The organism is Shewanella gaetbuli, assembly GCF_023284065.1.
Taxonomy (GTDB): Bacteria; Pseudomonadota; Gammaproteobacteria; order Enterobacterales; family Shewanellaceae; genus Shewanella; species Shewanella gaetbuli.
In genome coordinates this window covers 499,005-522,679 of record NZ_JAKIKP010000002.1, presented here as the reverse complement: position 1 = coordinate 522,679, position 23,675 = coordinate 499,005, and the positions used below count along the sequence as shown (strand labels likewise).

Sequence of the window (23,675 nt, the reverse complement as noted above, 5' to 3'; positions counted from 1 at the left end):
GATGCTTATGGGTTAGTAACGTAGTTGTTATCGGTAAATACGTTGGTACTTTCAGCAGGTAAGCGGCCAAAAATAGCTGCGTCACGAAGACCTTCTGTACCAACATTATTGACTTCTTGTTGGCTGTAATCATTGAAGGTATTGTTGCTTACCGTAACCGCACAGGTATTTTCATTGTCTGCATCTTTAATAGCGCCACCGCTAGAATCACCAATCTTAACGGCAGCGGTTTCTTTAGTGCCGTCGCCTGTAATTGAGAAGGTGTTGCCATCAATTAACGTGCCCATTCTGCCTTTGCTAGAGCTACAAGTTAGCTTCACTAAGTCATTTTGGAGGTTGCGGCTTTGACCAATAAACTCACTACCTGTTAGGTTGATGAAGCCGTATGAACGGATCCATGCACCTTTGTTTTCAATTTGATCTTGTGAAGTGATACCGGTTGCATCGAAGCTTAAATCTTTCAGTAAGATTGGCTGGTCAGTCTCACCAACTTTCTGAACATTAATCACCGCTTCTCTAGCGTCACCGGTTGTGCCACATTTAACAATTTGGTCGTTGGTGAAGCTAAGGTTAGAAATTTCAGCCCCAGCAGCACCGTCTAGCACGTCAATACATGCACTGCCTGAAATTTTTGCGCCTTCAGCACCGACAAGCTTGATAGCGCGATCAATAGTGATAACGCCTGCAGAGTAGTCATACGCTGCACCTAAAGTGATGGTTTCGCCTGCAGTTGCTGCTTGAATAGCGGCATTAACCGCTTCAACGTTTTCTGGGTAAGTTGGGTCTGGGTCTGTACCGCCATCGTCATCAAGGATGTTGTCTTTAGCTTCAGTGTCACCAAATACATCATAAAGTGCGGTAGAAATGTCATCAGTTTCGCTGGTTAACTCAGCAAAGTTTTTCACTGTATTGGCATTGAATGTTGCTTCACAGTTTTTGTTATCTTGACCTAAATTGCTTGGTACACCAATAGTGGCAACTTTTGTGGTACCCGCAGTGTTGTCAGCAGCAAGACCAAATGTGTTACCGGTTAGCATTGAGCCGCGTGGGTCTTCATTGTTACCGCCACGAGATGCAGAGCTACCACAGTTTAGGTAAACAATATTTTTAGCATCTGCAGACTTGCCTTCAAACACACTGTCAGAAATGTCGACTAAACCACGAGAGTATACCCATGCGTCGCTATCACCAGTGGTTTCTTGGAAGCCTTCACCATTAAAGGTTAAGTACTCTAGTTCAACTGGTGTTTTGTCTTTACCCACTTTACCAATGTTGATAATGGCATTTTGGGTATCAGCAGTACCACACTCATCAATAGTGATATCGCTGAATGCTAGGTTAGAAATAATAACTTGATTGCTGCCTTTTAAGTCTTCTACTGAATCTGAAGGCACATAAACACAAACCGCGCCAGATAATGTGGCTTGAGTTGTCATTGGATCAGTAATATTGCCTTCTGCGTCAACAGACAATAATTTGACCGCTTTGCTTAGTGTTAGCAAACCCACATCAGCAAAAGTACCATCAGTGGTTAAACCGATAACATCACCGGCAGCTGCGTTAGCAACGGCATCTTGAAGTTCAGTCACGTTAGTTACTGTGTGGTCAACATCACCAGGTTGCCCTGGGTCAGTACCGCCGTCTTCTAAGGTGTTATCAGCTTCAGTGGTGTCACCAAACACATCGTATAATGCTGTTGATGGATCCGCGTTTTCACTGATTAAAGCGGCAAAGTTTGTGAAGGTATTTTCAGTAAAAGTTGCGGCACAGTTTTTGTTATCTTGTCCAAAGTTACTTGGAACGCCAATGGTAGCGGCTTTAGTTGAACTACTGCCATTAGCTGCTGCCATAGCAAATACGTTACCAGTCATAATAGAGCCGCGTGGGTCGCTGTTACTACCACCACGAGAAGCTGAGCTACCACAGTTTAGGTATAACATGCTTTGAGCGCTTTCAGACTTGTTGGTAAAGCTGCTGTTTGAAATATCCACTAAACCACGTGAATAAATCCACGCATCACTGTCACCCGTTGACTCATTAAAACTATTACCGTCAAAAGTTAAGTGGTCTAGAATAACAGAAGTTTTATCTTTACCGACTTTACCAATGTTGATGATAGAGTTTGAGCTATCGTCACTACCGCAACTGTCCATGGTAATGTTTTCAAAACGGATATTTGAAATACGTGCTTGCTCACCACCGCGAAGTGTTTCAGCCGCTGCAGTCGGAATATCAATACACACTGCGCCAGAGAATACTGCTTGTGCAAGTTCTGTTGTTCCAGCGTCAGCTGGGTCGTCAATGTCGCCATCTGCATTGGTTGAGATTAACGTAATGGCTTTATCAATAATAATATGACCCACGTTAGCAAAGTCACCTTCAGTGTTTAAACCAATATATTGGCCTGCTTCAGCATCGTTAATTGCAGCAATTAACTCAGCTTCTGAAGATGCAACAAAGTCAGCTTGATCTGGTGGTGTTATTACAGGTGGCTTTCCTGGATCTGTACCTGGGTTTCCTGGAGGCTCATCATAAAAATCACAGCCGGTTAACACGGTGGTTGATAATGCCATAGCAACTAGTGCTGATAATTTATTCACTCTCATCTTTACTACCTATTTTAAAGTTAATTATTTTATTTTTTAATTTGGTATGAAGCGCCGGTATCTTGCGTGGTTAATACTTTTAACCCTCGTGCGCCGCCGTCAAAGTTGGTGGGTTCTAATAAACCATTTTCAGAACGCTTTAACTTAGGATCACGATAAATTACCCCATCCCAAGGCAGTTCAACGCCAGCCACAGGGCCAAAGTACAAGTCGTTCTCGTAAGTTGGGTTGACTAATGGAGCGGTACTTTCATTGCCTGTTAACGCTAATGTGCGACTGGCTTTAGCGTAAGAAAGGTTGTTTTTAAAGGTTAAATCTGTACCCGCAAATACGGTGGTCACTTTAGCGTTGTCGTAAAGACTTACGCGGTGAGTTTTGTCTGAATAAAGAATGTTTTGGCGTGAATCAATAATTGAGTTGTTTTCAATAGTGACTTTATAAGGTGTAGCCTGTTTGTTTAACTCTTTGCCTTTAACGTCATTTGATAATGCTTCGCCGTTAACAACATCAGTAATACCAGTATTTACAGCTAAACCACCACGAACATTACCGGTTCCCATCACGCGTTCAATGTAGTTATTGCGAATAATGTGGCCTTCATCGTAAAAACGAATGCCACCAGACATTCTTTTGCCATTACCTAAAATAACGTTATCTTCAACAATGTTATTTTTGCCATGACGCATTGAAATCATTGAAGCATTTTCAATAAAGGTGTTGCCTCTAAGAGTGTTACCACCTGACTTTAACGATACAAGTTCTGTTTCACCGTCACATTTAAGGAATAGGTTTCCTTCAATTAATGTTTTAGAGTCATAAATAGAACTTTTTGAATCACCTAAACGAATGGCTTCCCAGCTGTTGCCGTTGTAACGAACAGCATCTTGGTTATCAAATTCATTAAATTGATTGTGTTGCTGATTATAGAAAAGGTTACCTTTGATGGTATGGAAGTCAGCAGTCGTGTCGCCTTTGGCTTTTTGAACGCCAATTAATGTTCCACGTTTGTGCTTACCTTCAAAGGTGTTATTAATCAGGTTGTTGTGCTTACCGTATAACGAAATCCACAAGTATTTAGGGTATTCAGCACGTTTGGCGTCAGGAAGGTATTCGTAGTCGTCGTTGAAGAAGTAGAAAGTAGAATTGGTTAGAGTATTGTTGTCACCTCTAAAAACAACACCGCCCATTCTTTCTGCCGGGCCACCTTCGGTGAATACTAATCCATCTAAGGTGATGTTGTTGCCACGTAGATTAAGTTGAACAAGACCGGTAAACCAGACATTACCAGGGGTTGCAGCCTTAATTGTGACGTTGTTTGCTTTAATATCAAACTTACCTAAGTTTTCATATTTACCTGGTTCAATAACTAAGGTTTCCCCATCCTTTAGTTGCTGAATTTTGGCTTTTAATGCTGCAGCGTCTTGGTTTTGTAATAATGCAGAATCAATAATCGTTTTATCGTTCTTTTCTGCCATGGCAACATTGATTGTTGCTGTTTCAGCTACCTTAGTTGAAGGCTCTGTTGCGGCACAACCTCCTAGCAAAGCTAATGAAATTGCCGTAACAATAATGCTCTTCTTCATACTGTCTACCCCGTTATTTGTATTACTAGAAACTAGTTTATTTGTATTATTAATATTTTTGCACTTAAAACTGTGAGGATCTTCATAATTCGTCTATTTAGTGGATTATTTTTAACTAAACCTTATAGCTTGTTCACTATCAATTAACACGTCGTTAGCGGATTTGAACATGTTTTTATCACAGTGAGTGTCGATTTGTTGAAAATATTGATATTAGTCACACTCGATTGTGGTTAAGTATGATTAAGCACTAATATCCACCTATTTTAATGTGGTATTGTATTATTAAATTAAGTGGAGGGTGTCATGTTTTTAAGATTTTTTGTTATATATGTCATATTAATGGTGATTTCTGGCTGTGGGGGTTCTTCTTCTCCAGGAGAAGGGCCTGGAGTCGACCCAGAGTTACCGCCGTGTGATGATTGTGGGTGGAATATAGAACAATGGAAATTAACCATTCCTGAAAGCCGTGATAGCTTTTATGGTTCTGGTGGTAGTAGTGCTGCTGAATTAATACCTGCAACCTGTAGTAATAATCAAACCTTGTCGAATGATACTGATATTGCTTACTTTTGGACTGAGTCTAATCCATCGCAAATGGTATTTAAGGTGGATTTAGGCATTGATGGTGCAACAACACCCAATACTAGTTATGTTCGTTCAGAGCTACGTGAATTATATCGTTTTGATAGCCAAAACCGTTGTTCATCATCGAATCAAAACTGGTCTATAACGGGTTCACATCAGTTAGACTCAACGTTGAATATTATTAACTACCCGCAAATTAGTGGCATCGACCCGAAGGTGATTGTTGGCCAAGTACATGGTAAAGATATTAAGCAAGCTTTAGTTAAAGTGTTGTGGGAAGGCGATGACAAACCCGTTAGAGTCATTTTAAATGACACCTTTGTGCCGAATAATGGAACTTGCGATCACTGTCAGCCCTTTAGTATTGAACTCGGTAAGGCTAAAGCCTATCAAAGCTGGCAATATCAAATTTATGTCGATAAAACTGGCATCACCTTACAGACCATTGTTGAAGGTGATAAAACAGAGCGCACCTTAGAATGGGGCAAGCCAGTTGAAGCGAATAATGGAAAAATGTACACACTTGATACTGCATGGCTAAATGAAGACTATTATTTTAAGGCGGGTATTTACCCACAAATTAAAACGTCTAGTGAATATAGCGGGCAGATATTTGAAGTGGGCTTTACTGATGTCACAGTGACACATAAGCCGTAATACACTTAACCTGAGGGGGAATGGATAACTCCGCTTCAGGACATCTTATATAGACATTGATAAAGGTTAACCCTAATGGATGAATCTCTACTTCCTAATGTGACTCAGTTTTTAGTGCAAATTGATCCATTCGACAAATTGCCTAAAGCTGTCGTGCGTGAACTGGCTCAACAGATAAAGATTATTTATGTTGGACAAGGGGAAGTGGTTGACCTTTCTTCTGATAAACAAGAAAAGCACTTGTATATTATCCGCAGCGGTGAGATGGAGCAGCGTAAGAAAAACGGGGTGTTGCGGGCTCGGTTAGAGTCTGAAGATTTATTTGGTTTTACTTTTTTAGATTCTGAGGTTAACGATGAACAAGGGTATCAAGCCATTGCCATTGAAAACTGTCTGCTGTATTTAATTCCTCACTCTGCTTTGCAAACCTTATTTAAACAAACCCCAGAATATGCTGAACACTTTGCCTCGCAAGCACAGGTGAGGCTGAATTCTGCGTTAGATGTGGTGTGGTCTAATCGCGAAAAAGGCTTGTTTATTCGTAAAGTAAAAGATGTGGCCAGTGGCCGAATTGCGGTGGTCACTGCCGATATGAGCATTCAAGCTGTGGCACACGAAATGCGCATGATAAAACGTACCTCTTGCGCGGTCATTTATGAGAACGATCAAATTGTAGGTTTAATTACTGATCGCGACATGACTAAACGGGTTATTGCTGAGGGTTATCCCATTGATTTACCTATTAAAGGGGTAATGACATCAACGCCACTCATTGTTAGCCCAGACGACTTAGTGCTTCATGCTGCATCACTTATGATGCAATACAACGTGCGCAATTTACCGGTTGTTGAAGACAACAAGGTCGTTGGCTTGTTAACCACCTCGCATTTGGTCCAAAACCACCGTATGCAGGCTATCTTCTTAATTGAAAAAATTAAATATGCGGTCAGTGTTAATGAACTTGCAGAATTAACCGCTGAACGCCAAGCCATCTTTGAAGCCTTAGTGGAAGGTAAGGTGGTGCCTGAAACTATTGGCAAAGTGATGGCGATGATTTTTGATGCTTATACCCGCCGGTTAATCAATATTATGATTGATAAGTTGGGTGAGCCACCTTGTGAGTTTTCATGGATTGTAGCGGGCTCTCATGCCCGCAATGAGGTGCATTGTTTAACTGACCAAGATAGTGCCATAGTGCTTTCTGATGAGGCTACGGCAAATGACCGCATTTACTTTAAGCATTTAGCTGAGTTTGTTACCCAAGGGCTTGACCGTTGTGACTACCCTTTGTGTACAGGCAATTATATGGCTTCTACTGACAAATGGTGTCAGCCGTTGAATATGTGGCAGCACTATTATAAAAAGTGGGTTGCCAATCCAGAATATGAGCGTCTGCTTAATATTAGTGTGTTTTTAGAAATTAGAACCGTATTTGGAAATCCGCAATTTGAAAAACAACTACATGAATGTATGCATACCCATATACGCAATAACAAAGAGTTTTTAGGCATACTGGTTAAAGATGCCACCAATACTAACCCGCCGTTAGGAATTTTTAACTCGTTGGTATTGGAAAAAAGTGGCGAGAACAAGCAAACCTTAAATATTAAAAAATACGCCATTAATTTAATTATCGACCTTGCCCGTATTTATGCGTTAGCGGTGGGCAGCGATGCGTTGCATACCGAAGCCCGTTTTGAAGCAGCTAAAAAAGCGGGGGTATTAAGTGATGATGCCTTTAAGAATATTATGGGGGCGTATCGATTTATTTTATCATTCCGTTTTGGCCATCAACTTGCTGCATTAAAAGAAGGTAAGCTACCTGATAACCATATCAACCCTGATTCATTTGGGAGTTTTGAGCGCAAACATTTAAAAGATGCCTTTAGAATTATTGCTGACCAGCAAGACGCGGCGAAATTGCGCTTTGGAAACCACTAATGGCCATATTTGATTATTTTCATCCGCTATCAAGTTTACAGCGTCAACGCGAAGCTTACCTTAAAACGCATCAACTCCCTGATCTGCTAAAACAGTCATTATCTTGTGAGTTACCCAGTTTAGAGGCTAAATGTGCTGAATTAAGCTTTATTGTGCTGGATATTGAAACAACAGGCTTTGACCCCAAACAAGATGAAATATTAAGTTTTGGTTGGGTAGAGGTCAGTAATCTGCAAATCGATTTGACCAGCAGTCGCCATGTATATATTCAAAATAGCGATAAAGTGAAACCAGAGTCTGCCGTGATCAATCATATTACGCCACAGATGTTAGCGAATGGTGCTTCGCTTCATGATGTTATGAATTATGGTATCAGTCAGCTAGGGAATAAAATTCTGGTGGCACATGGCACTATGATTGAGGCTAGCTTTATTAATGAATACGCCAGAAAGTATTGGAAGGTTCCGCCATTACCCTTGTTATGGTTAGACACGTTATGCTTAGAAAAGCATTTTGCCACGGCAATTGACCACTATTCAGAAGTGGATTTGACCTTAGGTGGTACGCGTAAACGTTATGGTTTACCTGAATATAATAGTCACAATGCGCTGGTGGATGCATTGTCTGCTGCAGAACTGCTGCTAGCACAGCAAAAGCGTTTATCCCGAGGGAGTAAGGACAGTTTTGGTCGCTTGTATCGGTTAAGTCAAAGAAAGTAAAACCAGTAAAATACCTTAATTCAGCCCATTATCGGCAAACATCATTTTGGTTACATATAAAACTCAATTCACTTCCTTGTGAATTGAGCCTGAGATTCTCAGTAAGTCGCTACTCTAATTAAGAGACATCTTTTTGTTAGGCTAGCCCTTACTAAGGGTGTGGCCGTATTACTTCACTCGATAAAGCAGTTCAATATCACGTTGCGCCCACACTTCGGCTAAATTCTTCTCAACCGTGAATTTGTTGAAGTCGAATGCTTGCGCCATTGATACCCATTCAGCTTTATCTAATGCCGAACCCGCTTTTAAATAAAGTGGCGACATACGTTCAATACGACGGGTGTCTTTTTCAGGGAATGGCCATTTAGCAGCAGGATCATTGTAATCAACCATAAATGCGATTGCTGATGTTAACGAAGCGCCTTCTTTATTGGTGTAATTCCACAAGTCGATATCTAGCTTATCACCCAACTGTGCAATGGAGACTAATGGATCAAGGCTAAAGTAATGATAATGATAAGAACGGGTTCTTTGAGCTTCATGTGGCTGCGAGCCGTCTTTAGCAAACTGAGTATCTACACGCACTTTACCTTTTTGAATCATTTGCTTAGTCAGATGAGTATTACCTAAAAAGTAAGCAATACCTGCCACTTGATAGTCGTACCAAGTGCCGTGGTTGTTGGGTGCATAAGCTTCACCTTTTGGTCCGCCACTTAAATCATCAACAATTAACCAGTCTAAATACTCGCTATACCATTGATTAATTGCAGCTTCATCATTGTCTGTCCATGTTGGAGACTGAGACAAAATAGCAATGGCGTCTAGGTTACGCTCTACTAAGGTGCGAGTGTCGATAATTCCGCTTCTACGTCCGTCTGCTACGCCTGGCACACCTTGGCCAAAGTTAACATTAGGGTTCATGCGGGTTTCTTCATTAATATACCAAGTGCGAACCAGCTCGATGGCTTTGTCAGCATAGGCTTGATCTTCGCTGAAGTAATAAGCTAAAGCTAATGCCCGAACAGTACGAGTAAAGGTACCTATTCGCACTGAATCGGTTTCATCAGATTTAGAGGCTGGATTTGTTTTCCCATCAAAACGGATCCAAGGTAAGCCATCAGTTTTGCTCTCATCTGGCCACCAGTACGGACTAATACTCATGTAGTCGTTTTTGTCACCACTGGGAGGAGTGAAGCCTTTGTGGGCAACACTAAATACGTCACTTTTTAGCCCTTGATTGGCTTCCTCAAGTAAGCGTTGATAGCTTTGCTTCATTGAGGTAGTGGCGTTTTCTGAGTTTAATTGAGCACGACTTGCGGCCAAAGTATCTTCATCCAGAAAAACAAAGTTAGCGGCAAAAGCTGAACTGCTTGCCATGACACTTAATAATGCCGCGGTACATAGGTTTTTTGTAATTTTCATTTACTCCCCCTTTTAATAAGTAATACAAATATAGCATAATACGACATCAATTCAGTGAGTTTGATCATGGATTTTGATATGTTCTTTCTTGTTGGGTAGGGCTTAAAGCCCCGCGCAGCAGGGGTTTGGCATGTTGTTGTGCGCAAAATCGTTTTTTGTGTGATGAAATTTGATATGTGTCGCACAATTCATATTGTATTATGTTAATATCATTCCTGTGAAATTTGATGGTTGATTGCTTCAATGTTAAAAAAGCAATTGGTTTAACCTTTAAGTTTGCACATTTTATATGTCGTCCCAGTGAGATTTGTCGTTGGGGTTTACTCTGGTTCCCATAAATCTACTTTAGATAAGGTTATAAAAATGGAGCTAAATACACTTATTGTTGGTATCTATTTTCTATTCTTAATTGCGATAGGCTGGATGTTCCGAACGTTTACCAGTAATACCAGTGACTATTTCCGTGGGGGCGGAAGTATGTTGTGGTGGATGGTAGGCGCAACTGCCTTTATGACACAGTTTAGTGCATGGACCTTTACAGGTGCCGCGGGTAAAGCTTACTCAGACGGTTTTGCAGTGGCGATTTTATTTTTAGCCAATGCATTTGGCTACTTAATGAATTACGTTTACTTCGCTCCTAAGTTCCGCCAGTTGCGTGTAGTGACCGTGATTGAAGCCATTAGAATGCGCTTTGGTAATGCAAACGAGCAAGTGTTCACGTGGACAGGCATGCCTAACAGTGTGATTTCAGCCGGTATTTGGTTGAATGGTTTGGCTATTATTGCATCAGGTATCTTCGGTTTTGACATGACCACAACCATTATTCTTACTGGTTTAGTGGTACTTATTATGTCGGTAACCGGTGGCTCATGGGCGGTTATTGCATCTGACTTTATGCAAATGGTCATCATTATGGCAGTTACCATTACCTGTGCGGTAGCCGCATATGTACATGGTGGCGGCATCACCAACATTATTGATAACTTCCCAACAGACTCGTTTATGACCGGTGGCGACCTGAACTACATGAGCATTTTTGCTGTGTGGGCGGTATTTATCTTCTTAAAGCAGTTCAGTATTACCAACAACATGTTGAACTCTTACCGTTACCTTGCGGCTAAAGATTCTAACAATGCACGTAAAGCCGCATTATTAGCTTGTGTATTAATGAGTATTGGTCCGGTTATTTGGTTCTTACCTAGCTGGTATTTAGCGGGTGCAGGTGTTGATTTAGCAGCAGTTTACCCAGAAGCAGGTAGCAAAGCAGGTGACTTCGCTTACCTATACTTTGTTCAAGAATACATGCCAGTAGGTATGGTGGGCTTATTAATTGCCGCTATGTTTGCCGCAACAATGTCATCTATGGACTCAGGCTTAAACCGTAACTCTGGTATCTTTGTTAAAAACTTCTACGAGCCAGTATTACGTCCTACAGCGAGCGAAAAAGAGTTAATGTTCGCGTCTAAGTTAGCCTCTACCTTCTTTGGTGTGGCAATTATCTTAGTGGCATTATTTATCAACTCGCTAAAAGGCTTAAGCTTATTTGACACCATGATGTATGTTGGTGCGCTTATTGGCTTCCCAATGACTATTCCAGCATTCTGTGGCTTCTTTATTAAGAAAACGCCTGACTGGGCAGCATGGGGTACGTTAGTTGTAGGTGGCTTTGTTTCTTACATTGTTGGTTTTGTGATTACTGCCGATATGGTGCAAAACGTATTAGGTTTAGACCAAGCGTTAACCGGTCGTGAGTGGTCTGAAATTAAAGTAGCTATTGGTCTGATTGGTCATATGATCTTCACCGCTGGCTTCTTCTTAGCATCGACTTTCTTCTACAAGCCATTAAGTGATGAGCGTCAGAAGAATGTTGATAAGTTCTTCGAAAACTTAGCGACACCACTCGTTTCAGAAGGCAATGCTCAGAAGCAATTAGATAACAAACAACGTCGTATGTTAGGAACGCTTATTGCGGTAGCCGGTATCTTTGTGATGGCGATGTTCATCTTACCTAATCCGTTATGGGGACGTGGCATCTTTGTTCTGTGTGGTGCAATTGTATTGTCAGTGGGCTTATTACTGATTAATGCAGTAGATAGCAGTGTTGAAAAAGACGCCGCAGAAGCAAACTCAGAAACAGCGTAATCTATCGATAAGATATTGAAACAATAAAAAACGCAGACTCCGGTCTGCGTTTTTTTATTTTCGGCTCTAACGGAGTGGTGCTTCATTCGTACTAAATATAGAGTACAAGTTTTCCAAACTCCGTTTGGATTAACATCGCAGGATTCCATCCTGCACCGGCCAAAAGGGTATCAACAGCAATACCCTCTATACTCTTTATTAAAGAAATTGGCCCTGCCGCCCCAGACGAAAAATGCTGAAGAGCGCATAATTTTCGATGGGGATTGATCCAGCTTTTAACTTCATTGGTATCTGCCTTCGGTCATTGTCGGCTAATACAAAATCTCTCTAACGCTTCCGATAGGTATCTGAAGTAAATGGATTTACAAATGTCACGGTGGCAGGGATGCCAAGGAGTGACCGTGGCCTAACGTAAGCTAGCTTGGCATCCATGCCAAGCTCACGAGCTTTTCTCGATGCCCTCAATTCAAATTGAGTCTAAAAGTGCTCAGTTGTGTTTTATTGTTTTTTATTTTTTTCTTTTCGTGACAAAAGAGGCTAATTCGAAGAGGCGAAAATTTCAAGTGTAAGCGCGGCGGTGACCGTCCATGACATGGCGAAGTTTCACGGTGTGAAACGCTTTGAGCGAGAGGCATGGATGCCGAACTGGCTGTTTAACATGGATGTTATTCGTCATGGCCGAGCTTTCAGGGACGAACTTGCAGCGTGTCACGGTCGTGCTTGCACGATAGCCTGCGGCAGGCAATTGATTAGATTGAAGCTATGAACTACAGAAAAAACCAATATAAATGAAGTATAAATTCGTGGTCCAAAACGTTTTTGTTCAGAAATGAGTTGGTTGAACTTCCAATTATTAGTTTTATTAAGTTACACAGTTGCTGAACGGCCGAGATTGGCATATATGAGACTGTCAGCTTTGATCAAGCTCTATTTAGTCAAACCTAACAGCTCAAGCTAAGACGTATTCACGTTACAGTAGACAGCGCCCCTTTTATGGGGCTAAATTAAAACCACCTTCTTCAGAAGGTGGATTCTTTACTTTCATTTCAATGTGGTTGTAATAGATATAGCTGATTTTGCTTTAGTTTAAGCCACTTGTTCGTCTGCTAATCGATGGTTGATAGACTGCAAATGTTGCAATGAAATTTGACGCGCTTTGTCAGCGTTACCCGACATGATTGCCTCATAAATTTGCTTGTGTTCATTAAAGCAGGTACCGCCTTCTTCTGAAGAGTGAGCAATAAAGTTTTCAAACATTGTGGTTAAGATATTGCCAAACGGAAGATAGAAGTCATTACCGGTAGAGAAGAAGATCACGCGGTGAAAATCAATATCTACTTGAATCCAAGCATCAGTATCAAGTTCAGGGGCAGCATCTAGTTCACTCATTTTTTGAAAAATTAGCGAAAGCTCTTTGCGTTGTTCAACGGTGGCGTTTAGTGCTGCAAGCGCACAAGCTTCAGGCTCAATGGCGCGACGGAAACCCAAAAATTGCGCACAAAAATGATTGGTGTCTGTTAGGCCTTCCATCCACTCGATAAGTTGTGGGTCTAAAAAATTCCAATGCTTTTTCTCTACAACCCGGGTGCCAATTTTAGGGCGTGATTGCAGCAAGCCTTTAGAAGTCAGCAGTTTTACGGCTTCCCTAAGTGCTGTTCGGCTAATACCAAACTGTTCACATAAGGCCATTTCACCAGGAATAATACTATTTTGTGGCAGCTCACCAGACAGAATAGCTCTAGCGATTTCACGGGCAACATGCAAATGTAAGCTGCGTTTTGAACCTGAGATAGAATTAAATGAGTTTGCCATGGTATGAGTATCATTTGTTATGGAGTTATAACCATAATATAACATGATAAATAGGCCGGGAAAATTAGCCGTGAGCCAGTTGAATGCTGGTGAGGCATAGGGCGCATGCTTTTTCAGCTGTTTATTGTCATACAAGTAGTGTTACCTGTAAGTGTGTAAATTGAGTTTAGTGATCGAAGCAACGTGGCAAATTAACACTACAAAATCTAATCAGTTTAGACTTTGTAAATCATCAAAATTCAGCCTAGTCATAGTATTAAATGGATACGATGATGTATCTCGCCGACAGAGTTAAGGTCAGGCTGTGGCGTGATATTCATCCATATTTTTTAGCATTAAAGTTTGCAAACATGACTTATGACACAATATTGTATGACTAATGGCGTTAAGATTTATCAATGGTTAAACTTTTAATTTAATTTAATTTAAATGTTAATCATGCGATTTAGATCCCATTTAAAATTAACGCCATTCAATTTCCTTTTGCTATTTAGGTATTTTATTCAAAGTATTTACTTGTTTTGTATTATAATATGACTGAATTGTTTGGGCGCTAAAGTTTAGTGAAGGCTAATGTATTTGTTGGTGCAAGGTGAACCTTTTTAGTGGCGGCCATTAGCCTAATAGAACATCACTTTTTACATAAGTTAAGTGTGATTATGCATTGCTGATAAGCACATTATTTATGTCTTTATTATGGGATTTTCCATATTTGCTAATTAAAGGCACTATTTCGGATATGACTCTTTTGGGTGTATCTAACTAATAAATAATAAAAATAATTGCCAGCTCTAGCTGACATTTATGATTAAGGGTTTGTGAAATCATGTTTATACAGGTAGAAGATTCGACAAGACGGATTCACGTTCAAGTTGCTCGGCAAATTGCCAGAAAAATCTTGTCTGGTGAAATACCAGAACAGCAAAAGCTGCCAAGTGAAATGGAGCTTTGTGATATGTTTGGTGTCAGTCGAACGGCATTAAGAGAGTCTACCAAATTACTGTCAGCTAAAGGCTTGATTGAGTCGCGACCTAAAGTCGGCACCCGCGTTTTATCTCGATCAAATTGGCACTTTTTAGATCCTCAATTACTTGATTGGATCCAAGACCTTGAAAATACTAAATCTTTCTTAAGTAAGTTTTTAGGTTTACGTAAAGCGATTGAGCCTGAAGCTTGTGCTTTGGCAGCGACTTACGCGACAATTGAGCAACGTAAGCAGCTGTCTGTTTTGTTTCAAAATATGTTAAGTGCTGCTGAAAATTTTGATTATGAAAAATGGACGGTGAATGATCATCAGTTCCATCAAATTATTTATTTATCTACTGATAACCAGTTTTATATCCCTTTTGGCAATATTCTAACCACTATCTTTAAGTTGTTTATTGATGAGTCGGCAGAAGGTGGCCGTTTTTGCATTAATGAACATAAAGGAATATATGACTCGATAATGTCAGGTGATGCTGAAAAAGCACGCAGTTTCTGTCAACAGTTATTAAAAGATGAAAACCAGCGGTTATCTAAAATTGAAGAATAAGGTTTGAGTCGCTGCTTAATTTACTTGCCATCTAAGTCACTGAATATTGTTAATGATAAAGCACGGTTTCGTGCTTTGTTCCATAGTAAGGTGCTAATATTTAACTTAATTTTATGAAGGTGATAACTTTGTCCCCATACGTTCGCCGTAATATCTCCTTAGCTTGGCCTTTGGCGTTAAATGCATTGTTAATGCAGTCGATGTTGATGATCGATACCCTATTAGTGTCTCCGCTTGGGGAGATCCCTCTGGCCGCTATGGGGATCGCGACTACCATTGTTGCCTTTATTATGGGGATTCAAATGGCACTCGCGAATGGGTCTCAGTTGGTGATGAGTAGGGCCGTTGGTTCGCAAAATTCGCTATCTTTAGCAAAAGCCTGTTGGTCAGGCATGAGTATTAATTTTGCCGTTGCTTTTATATTTTGGATACTACTGGTGGTGTTTGAGCAGCCATTAGTGAATTTGATCACTGATAATCCTCAGCTTCAAGTTGAAGTTATTCGTTATCTGAGCGTTGCTAAATATGTGGTATTACTGAATGCCATAACCCAAGTCTGTATTGCATTATTCAATGGGTTAGGCAAAACCAAAATTCCCTTTAAAGGCTATTTAATCGAGCTACCCATAAATGCTTGTTTATCCTACGTGTTTATTTACGGTACTGCGGTAACGCCCGAATTGGGTGTCGTGGGGGCTGCTGTGGGCAGTTTAGCTGCCATTTTTGTGCGCTTTGTGTATTTAGCATTATGCGTAAAAACCTTACCAGACTTAGATTTAAAGCTAAAAGTAGATGTGCCTGAAGGGCTCAATAACATCAGAAAACACTTTGTCGAGATTTTTCCTGTTGCCGCTAATGTCACCATGTTGTCTATTGGAGTTAGCGTGTATCAATTACTTTATTCACAGTTATCAATTAATGCTTATGTGGCAATTACCTTAGTACTGCCTTGGATGAGAGCTGGCGGACAATTTATAACCGCTTGGGCACATTCTTCTGCCATAACCATTAGTCAGGCCATTGGCTCAAAGCAATTAGCAGACTTAGAAGAAAACGTAAATGTGAGTATTAAACTGGCAGTGTTAATTTCTATCGTCACCATGATTTTCTTTTTTATATTAAGCTTTTTTATCGCCGATATTTATCCTGATATGAAAGCAGAAACCTATCAAGCTTTAGCTATTATTGCGCCTATTTATATCTTTCTTCCTCTTGTAAGAGGCTATAACACGGTTCATGGTCACGTATTACGGGCAATGGGACATACCACCGCAGTGTTCAAAATTAATTTCACTGGCCAGTGGGTGATCTCAATTCCGCTGTGCGCGTTGTTGATTTTGTATTTTGACGCATCCATCTTTTGGGCATTTGCTATTCAACCATTTGAAGAAATTATTAAAGCATACCCGTTCAGATACCTAGCGCGCAAAGCGGTTAAAGAGTTTTCAAACGAACATGCTGAAAGGCTGAGTTATTAAGGTTGGCCTAACGTTTCAGGTAATAACCTTTAGCTAAATTATGGGGATTATATTTTTGGTATTACCATTACTCTGTGGTAAATGATTTTATGTATTACCAATTCTCATATATTGGTTGACAGGCTGAGTACTACAAACTAATATCGTTGTTAACGCGCTGTTAATGTAGTTTTGCTGAAAATGGCATGCTTTATTCACATTGTTGAAAGAGGGTTTTGCATAAACTAGTACACTTATGTCAAACGAGCGTTCAGGTGTGTGGATGTTTTGCAAAAATTAGCAAGGCGTTAATGTTCAGGGTTTATTAGTACTTTTTGTTGTTTATCATAGAGTCGCATAGCACATGTTCCCCCATGACTAGCTTTGCATTGATTTTTGATTTTGATGATATTTTACATTGAAACTGAGCTAATAAATGAGTTGAACAAGGGTATAACACGGACGTAATACTGATTTACCCTTTTGGTCATTTTTGAAGTCGTTCCTTCATAAGCTTCTTATTTTAAGAAGCTTTTTTTATGCCTGTAATGTAATACCAATCGTGATAAATAATTGCTCACCCTAGCTTGTTAAAACACTCGATAACAGCGTTAGACTTTTTGATTGTAGAATAACTACTTATCGAAAAAATCTGCCTTGTTCTCAAGTATTTTTCCTACGCTAATTATGATCACTTACATATCGTGATTGGTATAAATGCAGGGTATCGGTTTTAGTGGGTGAGCAAAAAATTACTGATATTTAGCCATAAAAAACAGTGCTAAGTCGAACTTAACACTGCTTTTAAATCTGTAGCCGAGTTAGCGCTTACTAACTAGGCTTTCAATGGAGTATAAATTGCGATTAGCGTTATTTTTTCGACGTACAGCATCTAAAGCTTGCGCCTCTAGTTTTTCAAATAAAACATTAATTAATCTATTAAAATGCTTGTGCATTGCACTGCGTGCGATGGCGGGGTCATGGCTTGCTAAAGCATGAACAATTTCAGTATGCTCGGCTAAGGTTTTAGTATTGTCGGTACTACACACAATATCATAGTCTTTAATGATTTCTTCGCTTGATGAGCGCAATGTCCACATTTTCTCGAATAGGGTGATAAGCGCACTGTTGCGGGTAGAATACGCAATTATTTGATGAAAAAGCGCATCGGCCTCTTCAACATTTTGCATATCTTTCATTAAGGTGAGCGTTTCTTCTAGCTGAGTGATCTCTTCAGCTGTAATCGTTTTAGCGGCTAATGCAGCTATTTCACCTTCTACCAAAGCTCTTGCTTGGGTGAGTTCAAATGCATTCACTTGTGGGGCGTTATTGGGTTGGTCTCCGGCAATAACATAAACCCCAGAGCCGGTTTTCACTTCAACTTTTTCACGCACCTCTAAAGCAATGATAGCTTCACGCACTGTTGGTCGACTTACATCAAATCGTTCTGCTAACTCTCTCTCAGGAGGTAATCGACTGCCTACAGTAAATTCCCCTGCATCAATGGCAGATTCAATTTTATCTACAATACGCCAAAATAATCGACGGTTTTTCATTTTGATTCCTCTGAAGTCTCTTAACCATTTGGTAAGAACGAAAGTGCCTGAACGCAGATTTTAACATTTCGGTGAAAGACAAATTAACGCGTTTTACGCTTTAGTACAGGCAGTTTAGCCATTTAAACTTAGCACAAGTTAGGATGCATTTGTCAACCTTTGTTAATAATTGGTAAAACAATTTGGTTGACATGGTTAAATTGATTGGTTAGTTTCTATTCCGCACATAGCAGTATTTTGAAGGTGATATTTTAAAAATTTGGGTTTCCGTATTGTATTAGAGTACAAAAAAGTATCTGGGGAGATAAACGTGAAACTAAACAAAAAAGTGGTGATTTATAAATCACAACAAGCTGATTTAGTTGAAGGTGGTACTTCAGGTTCTATCGATGTTAGCTCACTAAATGCGGTTGACTTTGGTAAAGACCAAACCACCTTTGAAGCCACAGGCATTCACAACGAATACAATGAAGATGTTGAAGGTTCAAGCCCTTGGGTAAGCAGCTTTGTATTTTCAACGGTACAAAATTTTGAAACTGAAAAAGCGGGAGCATTTGGCTTCACTTTAGGTTTAAGCCGTACCGATTCTTCTAACCCTGAAGAAAATTTTGGTGGCAGTTCGTAAATGGGTGTTTGTGCTTTGCATGACTCTGCTGGAAACGCAATATCAGATGGCGGTGGTGACTGTACTGGCGGTAGTTCAGATCAAGCTGTTAGTGCCTGTCGAAGCCCAACGCTAACATGGCTAGTTGTTAAAGCACTTAACTTGTTGGACGAGCCGCAAATAATGACTCGTGGTAACGACACCACTGTGGCTGATTATTCTCGCTCAGGATCTAGGTACTTTGTGAGTGCAAAAGTGAAGTTCTAAAGTAAGGTAAAAGTACTCACTCCGACTTCAACAATGAGGTAGGAGTTTATTGGTCCAATAACTTGGATAGCACTTTTACTCGTGAAATAACAATAATAACCACGTGAGTGAATATGAGTGTCAAAATTCAAATATTAACAGCCTGCCTTGTTTGTCTACTAAGTCTTTCTACTTCTGCTGTAGCAAAAGTCTATCCAGTGAGTAATCAACAACAATATCAACAAGTGTTACCAAAATTAATCGCTGGCGATACCGTTCAGTTGGCTAATGGTGTGTGGCAGGACTTCGAAATCATTTTCAGTGGCCAAGGTCGTGAAGATGCGCCCATATCACTTAGGGCAGAAACTAAAGGTAAAGTAATTTTATCGGGCCAATCTAATTTAAGTTTAGCGGGGCAATACCTGCATGTTTCAGGTCTAGTATTTAAAAACGGTTATACCCCAAGTAGTGCGGTTATCGCTTACAGAGTGAATGAAAACCAACTGGCCAATCATTCCCGCGTAACTGAAGTAGTAATAGATAATTACAATAACCCCGACCGACATGACTCAGACCATTGGGTTGCCCTATATGGCCAGCATAATCGTTTTGATCACAATCATTTAGTGGGCAAACGCAATAAGGGCGTTACGGTAACTGTGAGGTTAGGTGGCGAGGCTAATCAGCAAAACCATCATCGCATAGACGGTAACTATTTTGGCCCTCGTCCCACTTTAGGTTCAAACGGTGGTGAGACTATTCGCATTGGCACGAGTCACCATTCAATGAGTGAGTCATTTACTGTAGTTGAAAACAACTTTTTTGACCGTTGTGACGGTGAAGTGGAAATCATTTCCGTAAAAGCGGGTGCCAACCGTATCGTTAACAATACCTTTTTTGAATCCCGAGGTACGCTGACCTTACGCCATGGCAACGGCAATGTTGTCGAGAACAATGTATTTTTAGGCAACGGTGTTGATCATACCGGCGGTATTAGGGTGATTAATCGCAGTCAGTTAATCACTAATAATTACCTAGAGGGCTTAACGGGTTACCGTTTTGGTAGTGGCTTTACCATGATGAATGGTGTGCCTAATTCAGCTATAAATCGTTATCACCAAGTGGTTAATGCCAATGTTCATCACAATAGTTTTATTAATGTTGAACATATTGATTTAGCTGCCGGCAGTGACAAAGAGCGTTCTGCAGTACCTATAGATTCACGTATCAGCGACAACCTGTTTTTCAATCAAAATAACCAAGCGCCTTTTAGTGTTTTTGATGATATTTCAGGAATTCGTTTTAGCAACAATATTGCTAACTCACTTGAAAACAATGTTATTAGTCAGGGAATTAATACTGCCAATATTAAGCTGGAACGTGCTGCCAATGGTTTGTTATACCCGCTTGATGAACAACAAGCTAAATTTGGCGTGAGTAAAAATTTAACTCCGGTACCAAAGGCTGATACAGGAGTCAGTTGGTATCCTAAAACTGAGCCAGAAGTGGCTTTTGACTCAGGTATAAACCACACCTTAGCCAGTGTTGATAGCTTATATCACGCTATAAAACTTGCCCAAAATGGTGATGTAATTGTGTTGGCAGATGGTGACTACGCCATCGATAAAACCCTCATGATTAATAAAACCCTCACCATAAAAGCGCTCAATGAAAAGGCGGCTAAATTAACCTTTAGTAAGTCTGCCTTGTTTGAAATACAAAATGGCGGCAACTTAAAATTAGATGGTTTACATATTAGCGGTGAGCAAAGCCCTGATTCAGTGGGCAATAGCGTAGTCCGAACCAGCAAATGGGGCATGCTAACCAATTACCGCTTTAGGTTAACTAATAGTGACATTAGCCAACTCAATATTAATCATTCATTTCACTTTTTTGATTCAAGCAATCATGCCTTTGCAAACCAAATTCATATTAGCCATAACCGATTTAGCAACATTAGCGGTGATATTTTCAGACTGGATAAAGAAACTGAAGACTTAGGCATTTATAACGCGGAATACCTAACAATTAATCACAACCAGTTTGAGCAAATTGATGGCGCAGTGGTGAAGTTATATCGCGGTGGCACAGACGAAAGCACATTTGGGCCTCATTTAGCGTTCAATCACAACCAGTTAAAAAATGTGGGCATAGGCCAACGCAATAAGGCCTCGGCCAGTGTGTATTTACACGGTGTGCAAGTGGCTGAGCTAAGCCATAACCACATGATAGATAGTGCCAAAGTGGTGATTGAACATACCACGGGTGAGCCTATTTCTAACATTACCCATAACCAGTTTATTAACAGTGGTGAGCCCACAGTGACAGAGCTTTATGCCAAAGGGAAACCTACGGCTTATATGGCCGACAACCATATTTCAACTGGGGTAGATAACCATTAAATAGAAAATGCGCAGGTTTTAGTAATACACACAACAGTTAATTAAAATGTAGTAGGAGTTGAACCATGAAACAAAGTGAACATTTTACTTTTGCAAGCGAAGCTGAAGTTGAAGATATTGGTGGTGGTTTAAAGCGTCAAATGCTGGGCTACAACCATGAATTGATGGCGGTAAAAATTTATTTCGACAAAGGGGCAATTGGTTATAACCATGCCCATCGACATTCGCAAGTTTCATATGTAGTGGAAGGCGAGTTTCACTTCAATATTGACGGTGTGACTAAAATTTTAAAGCCAGGTGATAGCTGCTTTATTCCTCCACATACCGACCATGGTGCAACTTGTCCAACGGGCGGGGTATTAATTGATACCTTTAGTCCTGCTAGAGAAGACTTTATTGAGGACGACAAATGAAAATAGCCAATCTTCGCTGGTGGGTTATTTTTTTAATCGCCCTAGCCACGGTGATTAATTACATTGACCGTTCGGCTTTAAGTGTTTTATGGCCCGATATTGTTGAAGATATTTTCCCCGACGAAACGGCATTAGAGCGTAAGCAAATTTATGCCAATATCTCTATTGTATTTATTTTATCTTATGCTTTTGGCCAAGCCATATTTGGCAAAATATTTGATTGGATAGGGACTCGCTTAGGGTTTGTATTGTCTATCGGTGTCTGGTCATTAGCGACTGCTGCGCACGCTTTTGCTCAAGGTATGTTGAGCTTTAGTATCTTTCGCGCCATTTTAGGTGTGGCTGAAGCGGGTAACTGGCCTGGAGCGGCTAAAAGTAACGCTGATTGGTTTCCTACTAAAGAACGTGCGTTAGCCCAAGGAATATTTAATTCTGGCGCGGCTATTGGTGGCATTATTGCGATTCCGCTCATTGCGTATATGACAGTTTTCTTTAGCTGGCAAATGGTGTTTGTAGTTATAGGCTTAATTGGTCTTTTATGGTTAATTCCTTGGGTTATTTTAGTGAAAGCGCCGCCTAAGTATCACCCTTGGATCACCGACGAAGAACGGGAATATATTTTAACGGGACAAAAAACATCTGAATCAACAACCGATAGCGATGAAGATGAATACAACCCAACAACGGGGCAGTTATTGTCGCACAAGCAAAGTTGGGGCGTGATTATTGCTTCTGCTGCCATTGACCCTATTTGGTGGTTATTTGTCTTTTGGATCCCTATTTATCTAAACGAAGTGTATGGCATGGATGTGAAGTCTATTGGTATATACGGCTGGGTGCCATATGTGGGCGCTATGTTAGGAGCATGGTTTGGTGGCTTGCTAGCGCAAAACCGAATTAAAGCCGGTTGGGATACCAATAAAACCCGTAAGCTAACCATTACCTTAGGTTGCTTAATTATGTTACCAGCGTTACTGGCTATGGCAAACCCAGGTGCACCAACAGTTGCGGTGCTGATTATGGCTGTCATTTTATTTGGCTTTCAAACCGCAATTGGTAATGTGCAAACGTTGCCAAGCGACTTATTTGGTAAAAAAGCAGTCGGAACCTTGGCTGGAATATCTGGCATGGCGGCAAAATTAGGCGCGCTGGGCTTAACAGCTTTAGTGCCTTATTTAACGGCAAATGGTAATTATACTCCGGCGTTTGTTATTGGCGCATCGTTAGCAGTGATTGCCATTATTGCTGTATGGGTGTTAATTCCAAAAATTGAACCAGTGAAAAAACCTTAACTACAGTGATTAATGTTGACTCAAAAATGGGAGGCTTTTGCTTCCCATTTTTTATTTTCAGCCCCTAAACCACCTACTTCAGTAGGTGGTTATCATCAATAAGGCTTTGTCTGAATATCTACTCATGTTATTTGAACTCTGACTTTCCAAACTCCGTTTGGATTAACATCGCAGGATTCCATCCTGCACCGGCCAAAAGGGTATCAACAGCAATACCCTCTTGGAACACCCTGCCGCCCCAGACGAAAAATGCTGAAAAGCGCATAATTTTCGATGGGGATTGATCCAGCTTTTAACTTCGTCGGTATCTGTCTTCGGTCATTGTCGAAAAGCTCTAACGCTTCCGATAGGCCATCCCTGGCCTAACGTAAGCTAGCTTGGCATCCATGCCAAGCTCACGAACTTTTCTCGATGCCCTCAATTCACATTGAATTTGAAAGTTTTTACGTCTAATTAGATGTAAACAAGGTCAAATCGAAGAGGCGAAAATTTCAGATGTAAGTGCGGCGGTGACTACTGACCGCCATGGATGGTGGGAATGTCAAAATTTGTCTGGAACATCACTGACCATGTGATCGCGACATTCCGTTCATCCTGAACATCCCTGCGGCAGGCAATTGATTAGATTGAAGCTATGAACTTTTAGTCAAACTTGACTGTTCAAGCTAAGACTTATTCACGTTACAGTCGACAACGCCCCC

At 40.6% G+C, this 23,675-nt stretch carries 16 protein-coding genes; 11 read left to right on the top strand and 5 right to left on the bottom strand.

All coding sequences use genetic code 11. The features are described from left to right. Positions 1-5: 5 nt before the first annotated feature. Entirely contained in the window at positions 6-2,606 is a 2,601-nt protein-coding gene (locus L2672_RS04995; RefSeq protein ID WP_248994720.1) for a hypothetical protein, read from the bottom strand. Positions 2,607-2,635: 29 nt separating this feature from the next. Next, entirely contained in the window at positions 2,636-4,189 is a 1,554-nt protein-coding gene (locus tag L2672_RS04990) for a polysaccharide lyase 6 family protein (protein ID WP_248994719.1), read from the bottom strand. Between the two features lie 306 nt (positions 4,190-4,495). Between L2672_RS04990 and L2672_RS04985 the strand changes: the two genes are divergently transcribed. The 3 genes from L2672_RS04985 (at position 4,496) to L2672_RS04975 (ending at position 8,094) form a co-directional block, all read left to right on the top strand. After that, positions 4,496-5,434 (top strand): polysaccharide lyase family 7 protein, encoded by a 939-nt coding sequence (locus tag L2672_RS04985; RefSeq protein ID WP_248994718.1) that lies wholly within the window; start codon positions 4,496-4,498, stop codon positions 5,432-5,434. A gap of 75 nt (positions 5,435-5,509) precedes the next feature. Beyond that, positions 5,510-7,375, top strand: coding sequence for a putative nucleotidyltransferase substrate binding domain-containing protein (locus tag L2672_RS04980; RefSeq protein WP_248994717.1), 1,866 nt, complete (start codon positions 5,510-5,512; stop codon positions 7,373-7,375). Further along, a complete protein-coding gene (locus L2672_RS04975) occupies positions 7,375-8,094 on the top strand; it encodes a 3'-5' exonuclease (protein WP_248994716.1) in 720 nt (239 codons plus the stop codon). Before L2672_RS04980 ends, L2672_RS04975 begins: the two co-directional genes overlap by 1 nt. Positions 8,095-8,262: 168 nt before the next feature. Here the strand turns inward: L2672_RS04975 and L2672_RS04970 are convergent, their stop codons facing one another. Continuing rightward, a complete protein-coding gene (locus L2672_RS04970; protein ID WP_248994715.1) occupies positions 8,263-9,516 on the bottom strand; it encodes an alginate lyase family protein in 1,254 nt (417 codons plus the stop codon). A 363-nt stretch (positions 9,517-9,879) separates the two neighbouring features. On the opposite strand from L2672_RS04970, the gene L2672_RS04965 reads away from it, so the two are divergent. Further along, the gene (locus L2672_RS04965) at positions 9,880-11,658 is read left to right on the top strand and encodes a sodium:solute symporter family transporter (protein ID WP_248994714.1); all 1,779 of its coding nucleotides are present in this window, start codon (positions 9,880-9,882) and stop codon (positions 11,656-11,658) included. A 1,086-nt stretch (positions 11,659-12,744) separates the two neighbouring features. Here the strand turns inward: L2672_RS04965 and L2672_RS04960 are convergent. Next, positions 12,745-13,470, bottom strand: a complete 726-nt coding sequence (locus L2672_RS04960; RefSeq protein ID WP_248994713.1) for a FadR/GntR family transcriptional regulator — start codon at positions 13,468-13,470, stop codon at positions 12,745-12,747. A gap of 826 nt (positions 13,471-14,296) precedes the next feature. On the opposite strand from L2672_RS04960, the gene L2672_RS04955 reads away from it, so the two are divergent. Together L2672_RS04955 and L2672_RS04950 are read left to right on the top strand one after the other, a co-directional pair. Continuing rightward, positions 14,297-15,004, top strand: a complete 708-nt coding sequence (locus tag L2672_RS04955; protein WP_248994712.1) for a FadR/GntR family transcriptional regulator — start codon at positions 14,297-14,299, stop codon at positions 15,002-15,004. A 119-nt stretch (positions 15,005-15,123) separates the two neighbouring features. Continuing rightward, entirely contained in the window at positions 15,124-16,482 is a 1,359-nt protein-coding gene (locus tag L2672_RS04950) for an MATE family efflux transporter (protein WP_248994744.1), read from the top strand. A gap of 800 nt (positions 16,483-17,282) precedes the next feature. Here the strand turns inward: L2672_RS04950 and L2672_RS04945 are convergent. Continuing rightward, positions 17,283-18,017 carry a FadR/GntR family transcriptional regulator gene (locus tag L2672_RS04945; RefSeq protein ID WP_248994711.1) on the bottom strand — a complete coding sequence of 245 codons (735 nt, stop codon included), beginning with the start codon at positions 18,015-18,017 and terminating at the stop codon, positions 17,283-17,285. 310 nt (positions 18,018-18,327) lie between these two features. Between L2672_RS04945 and L2672_RS04940 the strand changes: the two genes are divergently transcribed. The 5 genes from L2672_RS04940 (at position 18,328) to L2672_RS04920 (ending at position 22,974) form a co-directional block, all read left to right on the top strand. Then, positions 18,328-18,642 (top strand): hypothetical protein, encoded by a 315-nt coding sequence (locus L2672_RS04940; protein WP_248994710.1) that lies wholly within the window; start codon positions 18,328-18,330, stop codon positions 18,640-18,642. After that, positions 18,643-18,888 (top strand): hypothetical protein, encoded by a 246-nt coding sequence (locus L2672_RS04935; protein ID WP_248994709.1) that lies wholly within the window; start codon positions 18,643-18,645, stop codon positions 18,886-18,888. It begins immediately after the preceding gene. A gap of 113 nt (positions 18,889-19,001) precedes the next feature. Further along, positions 19,002-21,269: a chondroitinase-B domain-containing protein gene (locus L2672_RS04930; RefSeq protein ID WP_248994708.1), complete on the top strand. Its 2,268-nt coding sequence runs from the start codon at positions 19,002-19,004 to the stop codon at positions 21,267-21,269. A 65-nt stretch (positions 21,270-21,334) separates the two neighbouring features. Next, complete coding sequence (locus L2672_RS04925; RefSeq protein WP_248994707.1) at positions 21,335-21,682, top strand: cupin domain-containing protein; 348 nt, start codon at positions 21,335-21,337, stop codon at positions 21,680-21,682. Beyond that, a complete protein-coding gene (locus L2672_RS04920) occupies positions 21,679-22,974 on the top strand; it encodes an MFS transporter (protein ID WP_248994706.1) in 1,296 nt (431 codons plus the stop codon). The genes L2672_RS04925 and L2672_RS04920 overlap by 4 nt, the downstream gene beginning before the upstream one ends. Positions 22,975-23,675: the final 701 nt, after the last annotated feature.

Excerpts from the sequence above, each read along its gene's own strand:
- L2672_RS04995 (WP_248994720.1), bottom strand. The coding sequence starts at position 2,606 with ATGAGAGTGAATAAATTATCAGCACTAGTTGCTATGGCATTATCAACC.
- L2672_RS04990 (WP_248994719.1), bottom strand. The coding sequence starts at position 4,189 with ATGAAGAAGAGCATTATTGTTACGGCAATTTCATTAGCTTTGCTAGGA.
- L2672_RS04985 (WP_248994718.1), top strand. The coding sequence starts at position 4,496 with ATGTTTTTAAGATTTTTTGTTATATATGTCATATTAATGGTGATTTCT.
- L2672_RS04980 (WP_248994717.1), top strand. The coding sequence starts at position 5,510 with ATGGATGAATCTCTACTTCCTAATGTGACTCAGTTTTTAGTGCAAATT.
- L2672_RS04975 (WP_248994716.1), top strand. The coding sequence starts at position 7,375 with ATGGCCATATTTGATTATTTTCATCCGCTATCAAGTTTACAGCGTCAA.
- L2672_RS04970 (WP_248994715.1), bottom strand. The coding sequence starts at position 9,516 with ATGAAAATTACAAAAAACCTATGTACCGCGGCATTATTAAGTGTCATG.
- L2672_RS04965 (WP_248994714.1), top strand. The coding sequence starts at position 9,880 with ATGGAGCTAAATACACTTATTGTTGGTATCTATTTTCTATTCTTAATT.
- L2672_RS04960 (WP_248994713.1), bottom strand. The coding sequence starts at position 13,470 with ATGGCAAACTCATTTAATTCTATCTCAGGTTCAAAACGCAGCTTACAT.
- L2672_RS04955 (WP_248994712.1), top strand. The coding sequence starts at position 14,297 with ATGTTTATACAGGTAGAAGATTCGACAAGACGGATTCACGTTCAAGTT.
- L2672_RS04945 (WP_248994711.1), bottom strand. The coding sequence starts at position 18,017 with ATGAAAAACCGTCGATTATTTTGGCGTATTGTAGATAAAATTGAATCT.
- L2672_RS04935 (WP_248994709.1), top strand. The coding sequence starts at position 18,643 with ATGGGTGTTTGTGCTTTGCATGACTCTGCTGGAAACGCAATATCAGAT.
- L2672_RS04930 (WP_248994708.1), top strand. The coding sequence starts at position 19,002 with ATGAGTGTCAAAATTCAAATATTAACAGCCTGCCTTGTTTGTCTACTA.
- L2672_RS04925 (WP_248994707.1), top strand. The coding sequence starts at position 21,335 with ATGAAACAAAGTGAACATTTTACTTTTGCAAGCGAAGCTGAAGTTGAA.
- L2672_RS04920 (WP_248994706.1), top strand. The coding sequence starts at position 21,679 with ATGAAAATAGCCAATCTTCGCTGGTGGGTTATTTTTTTAATCGCCCTA.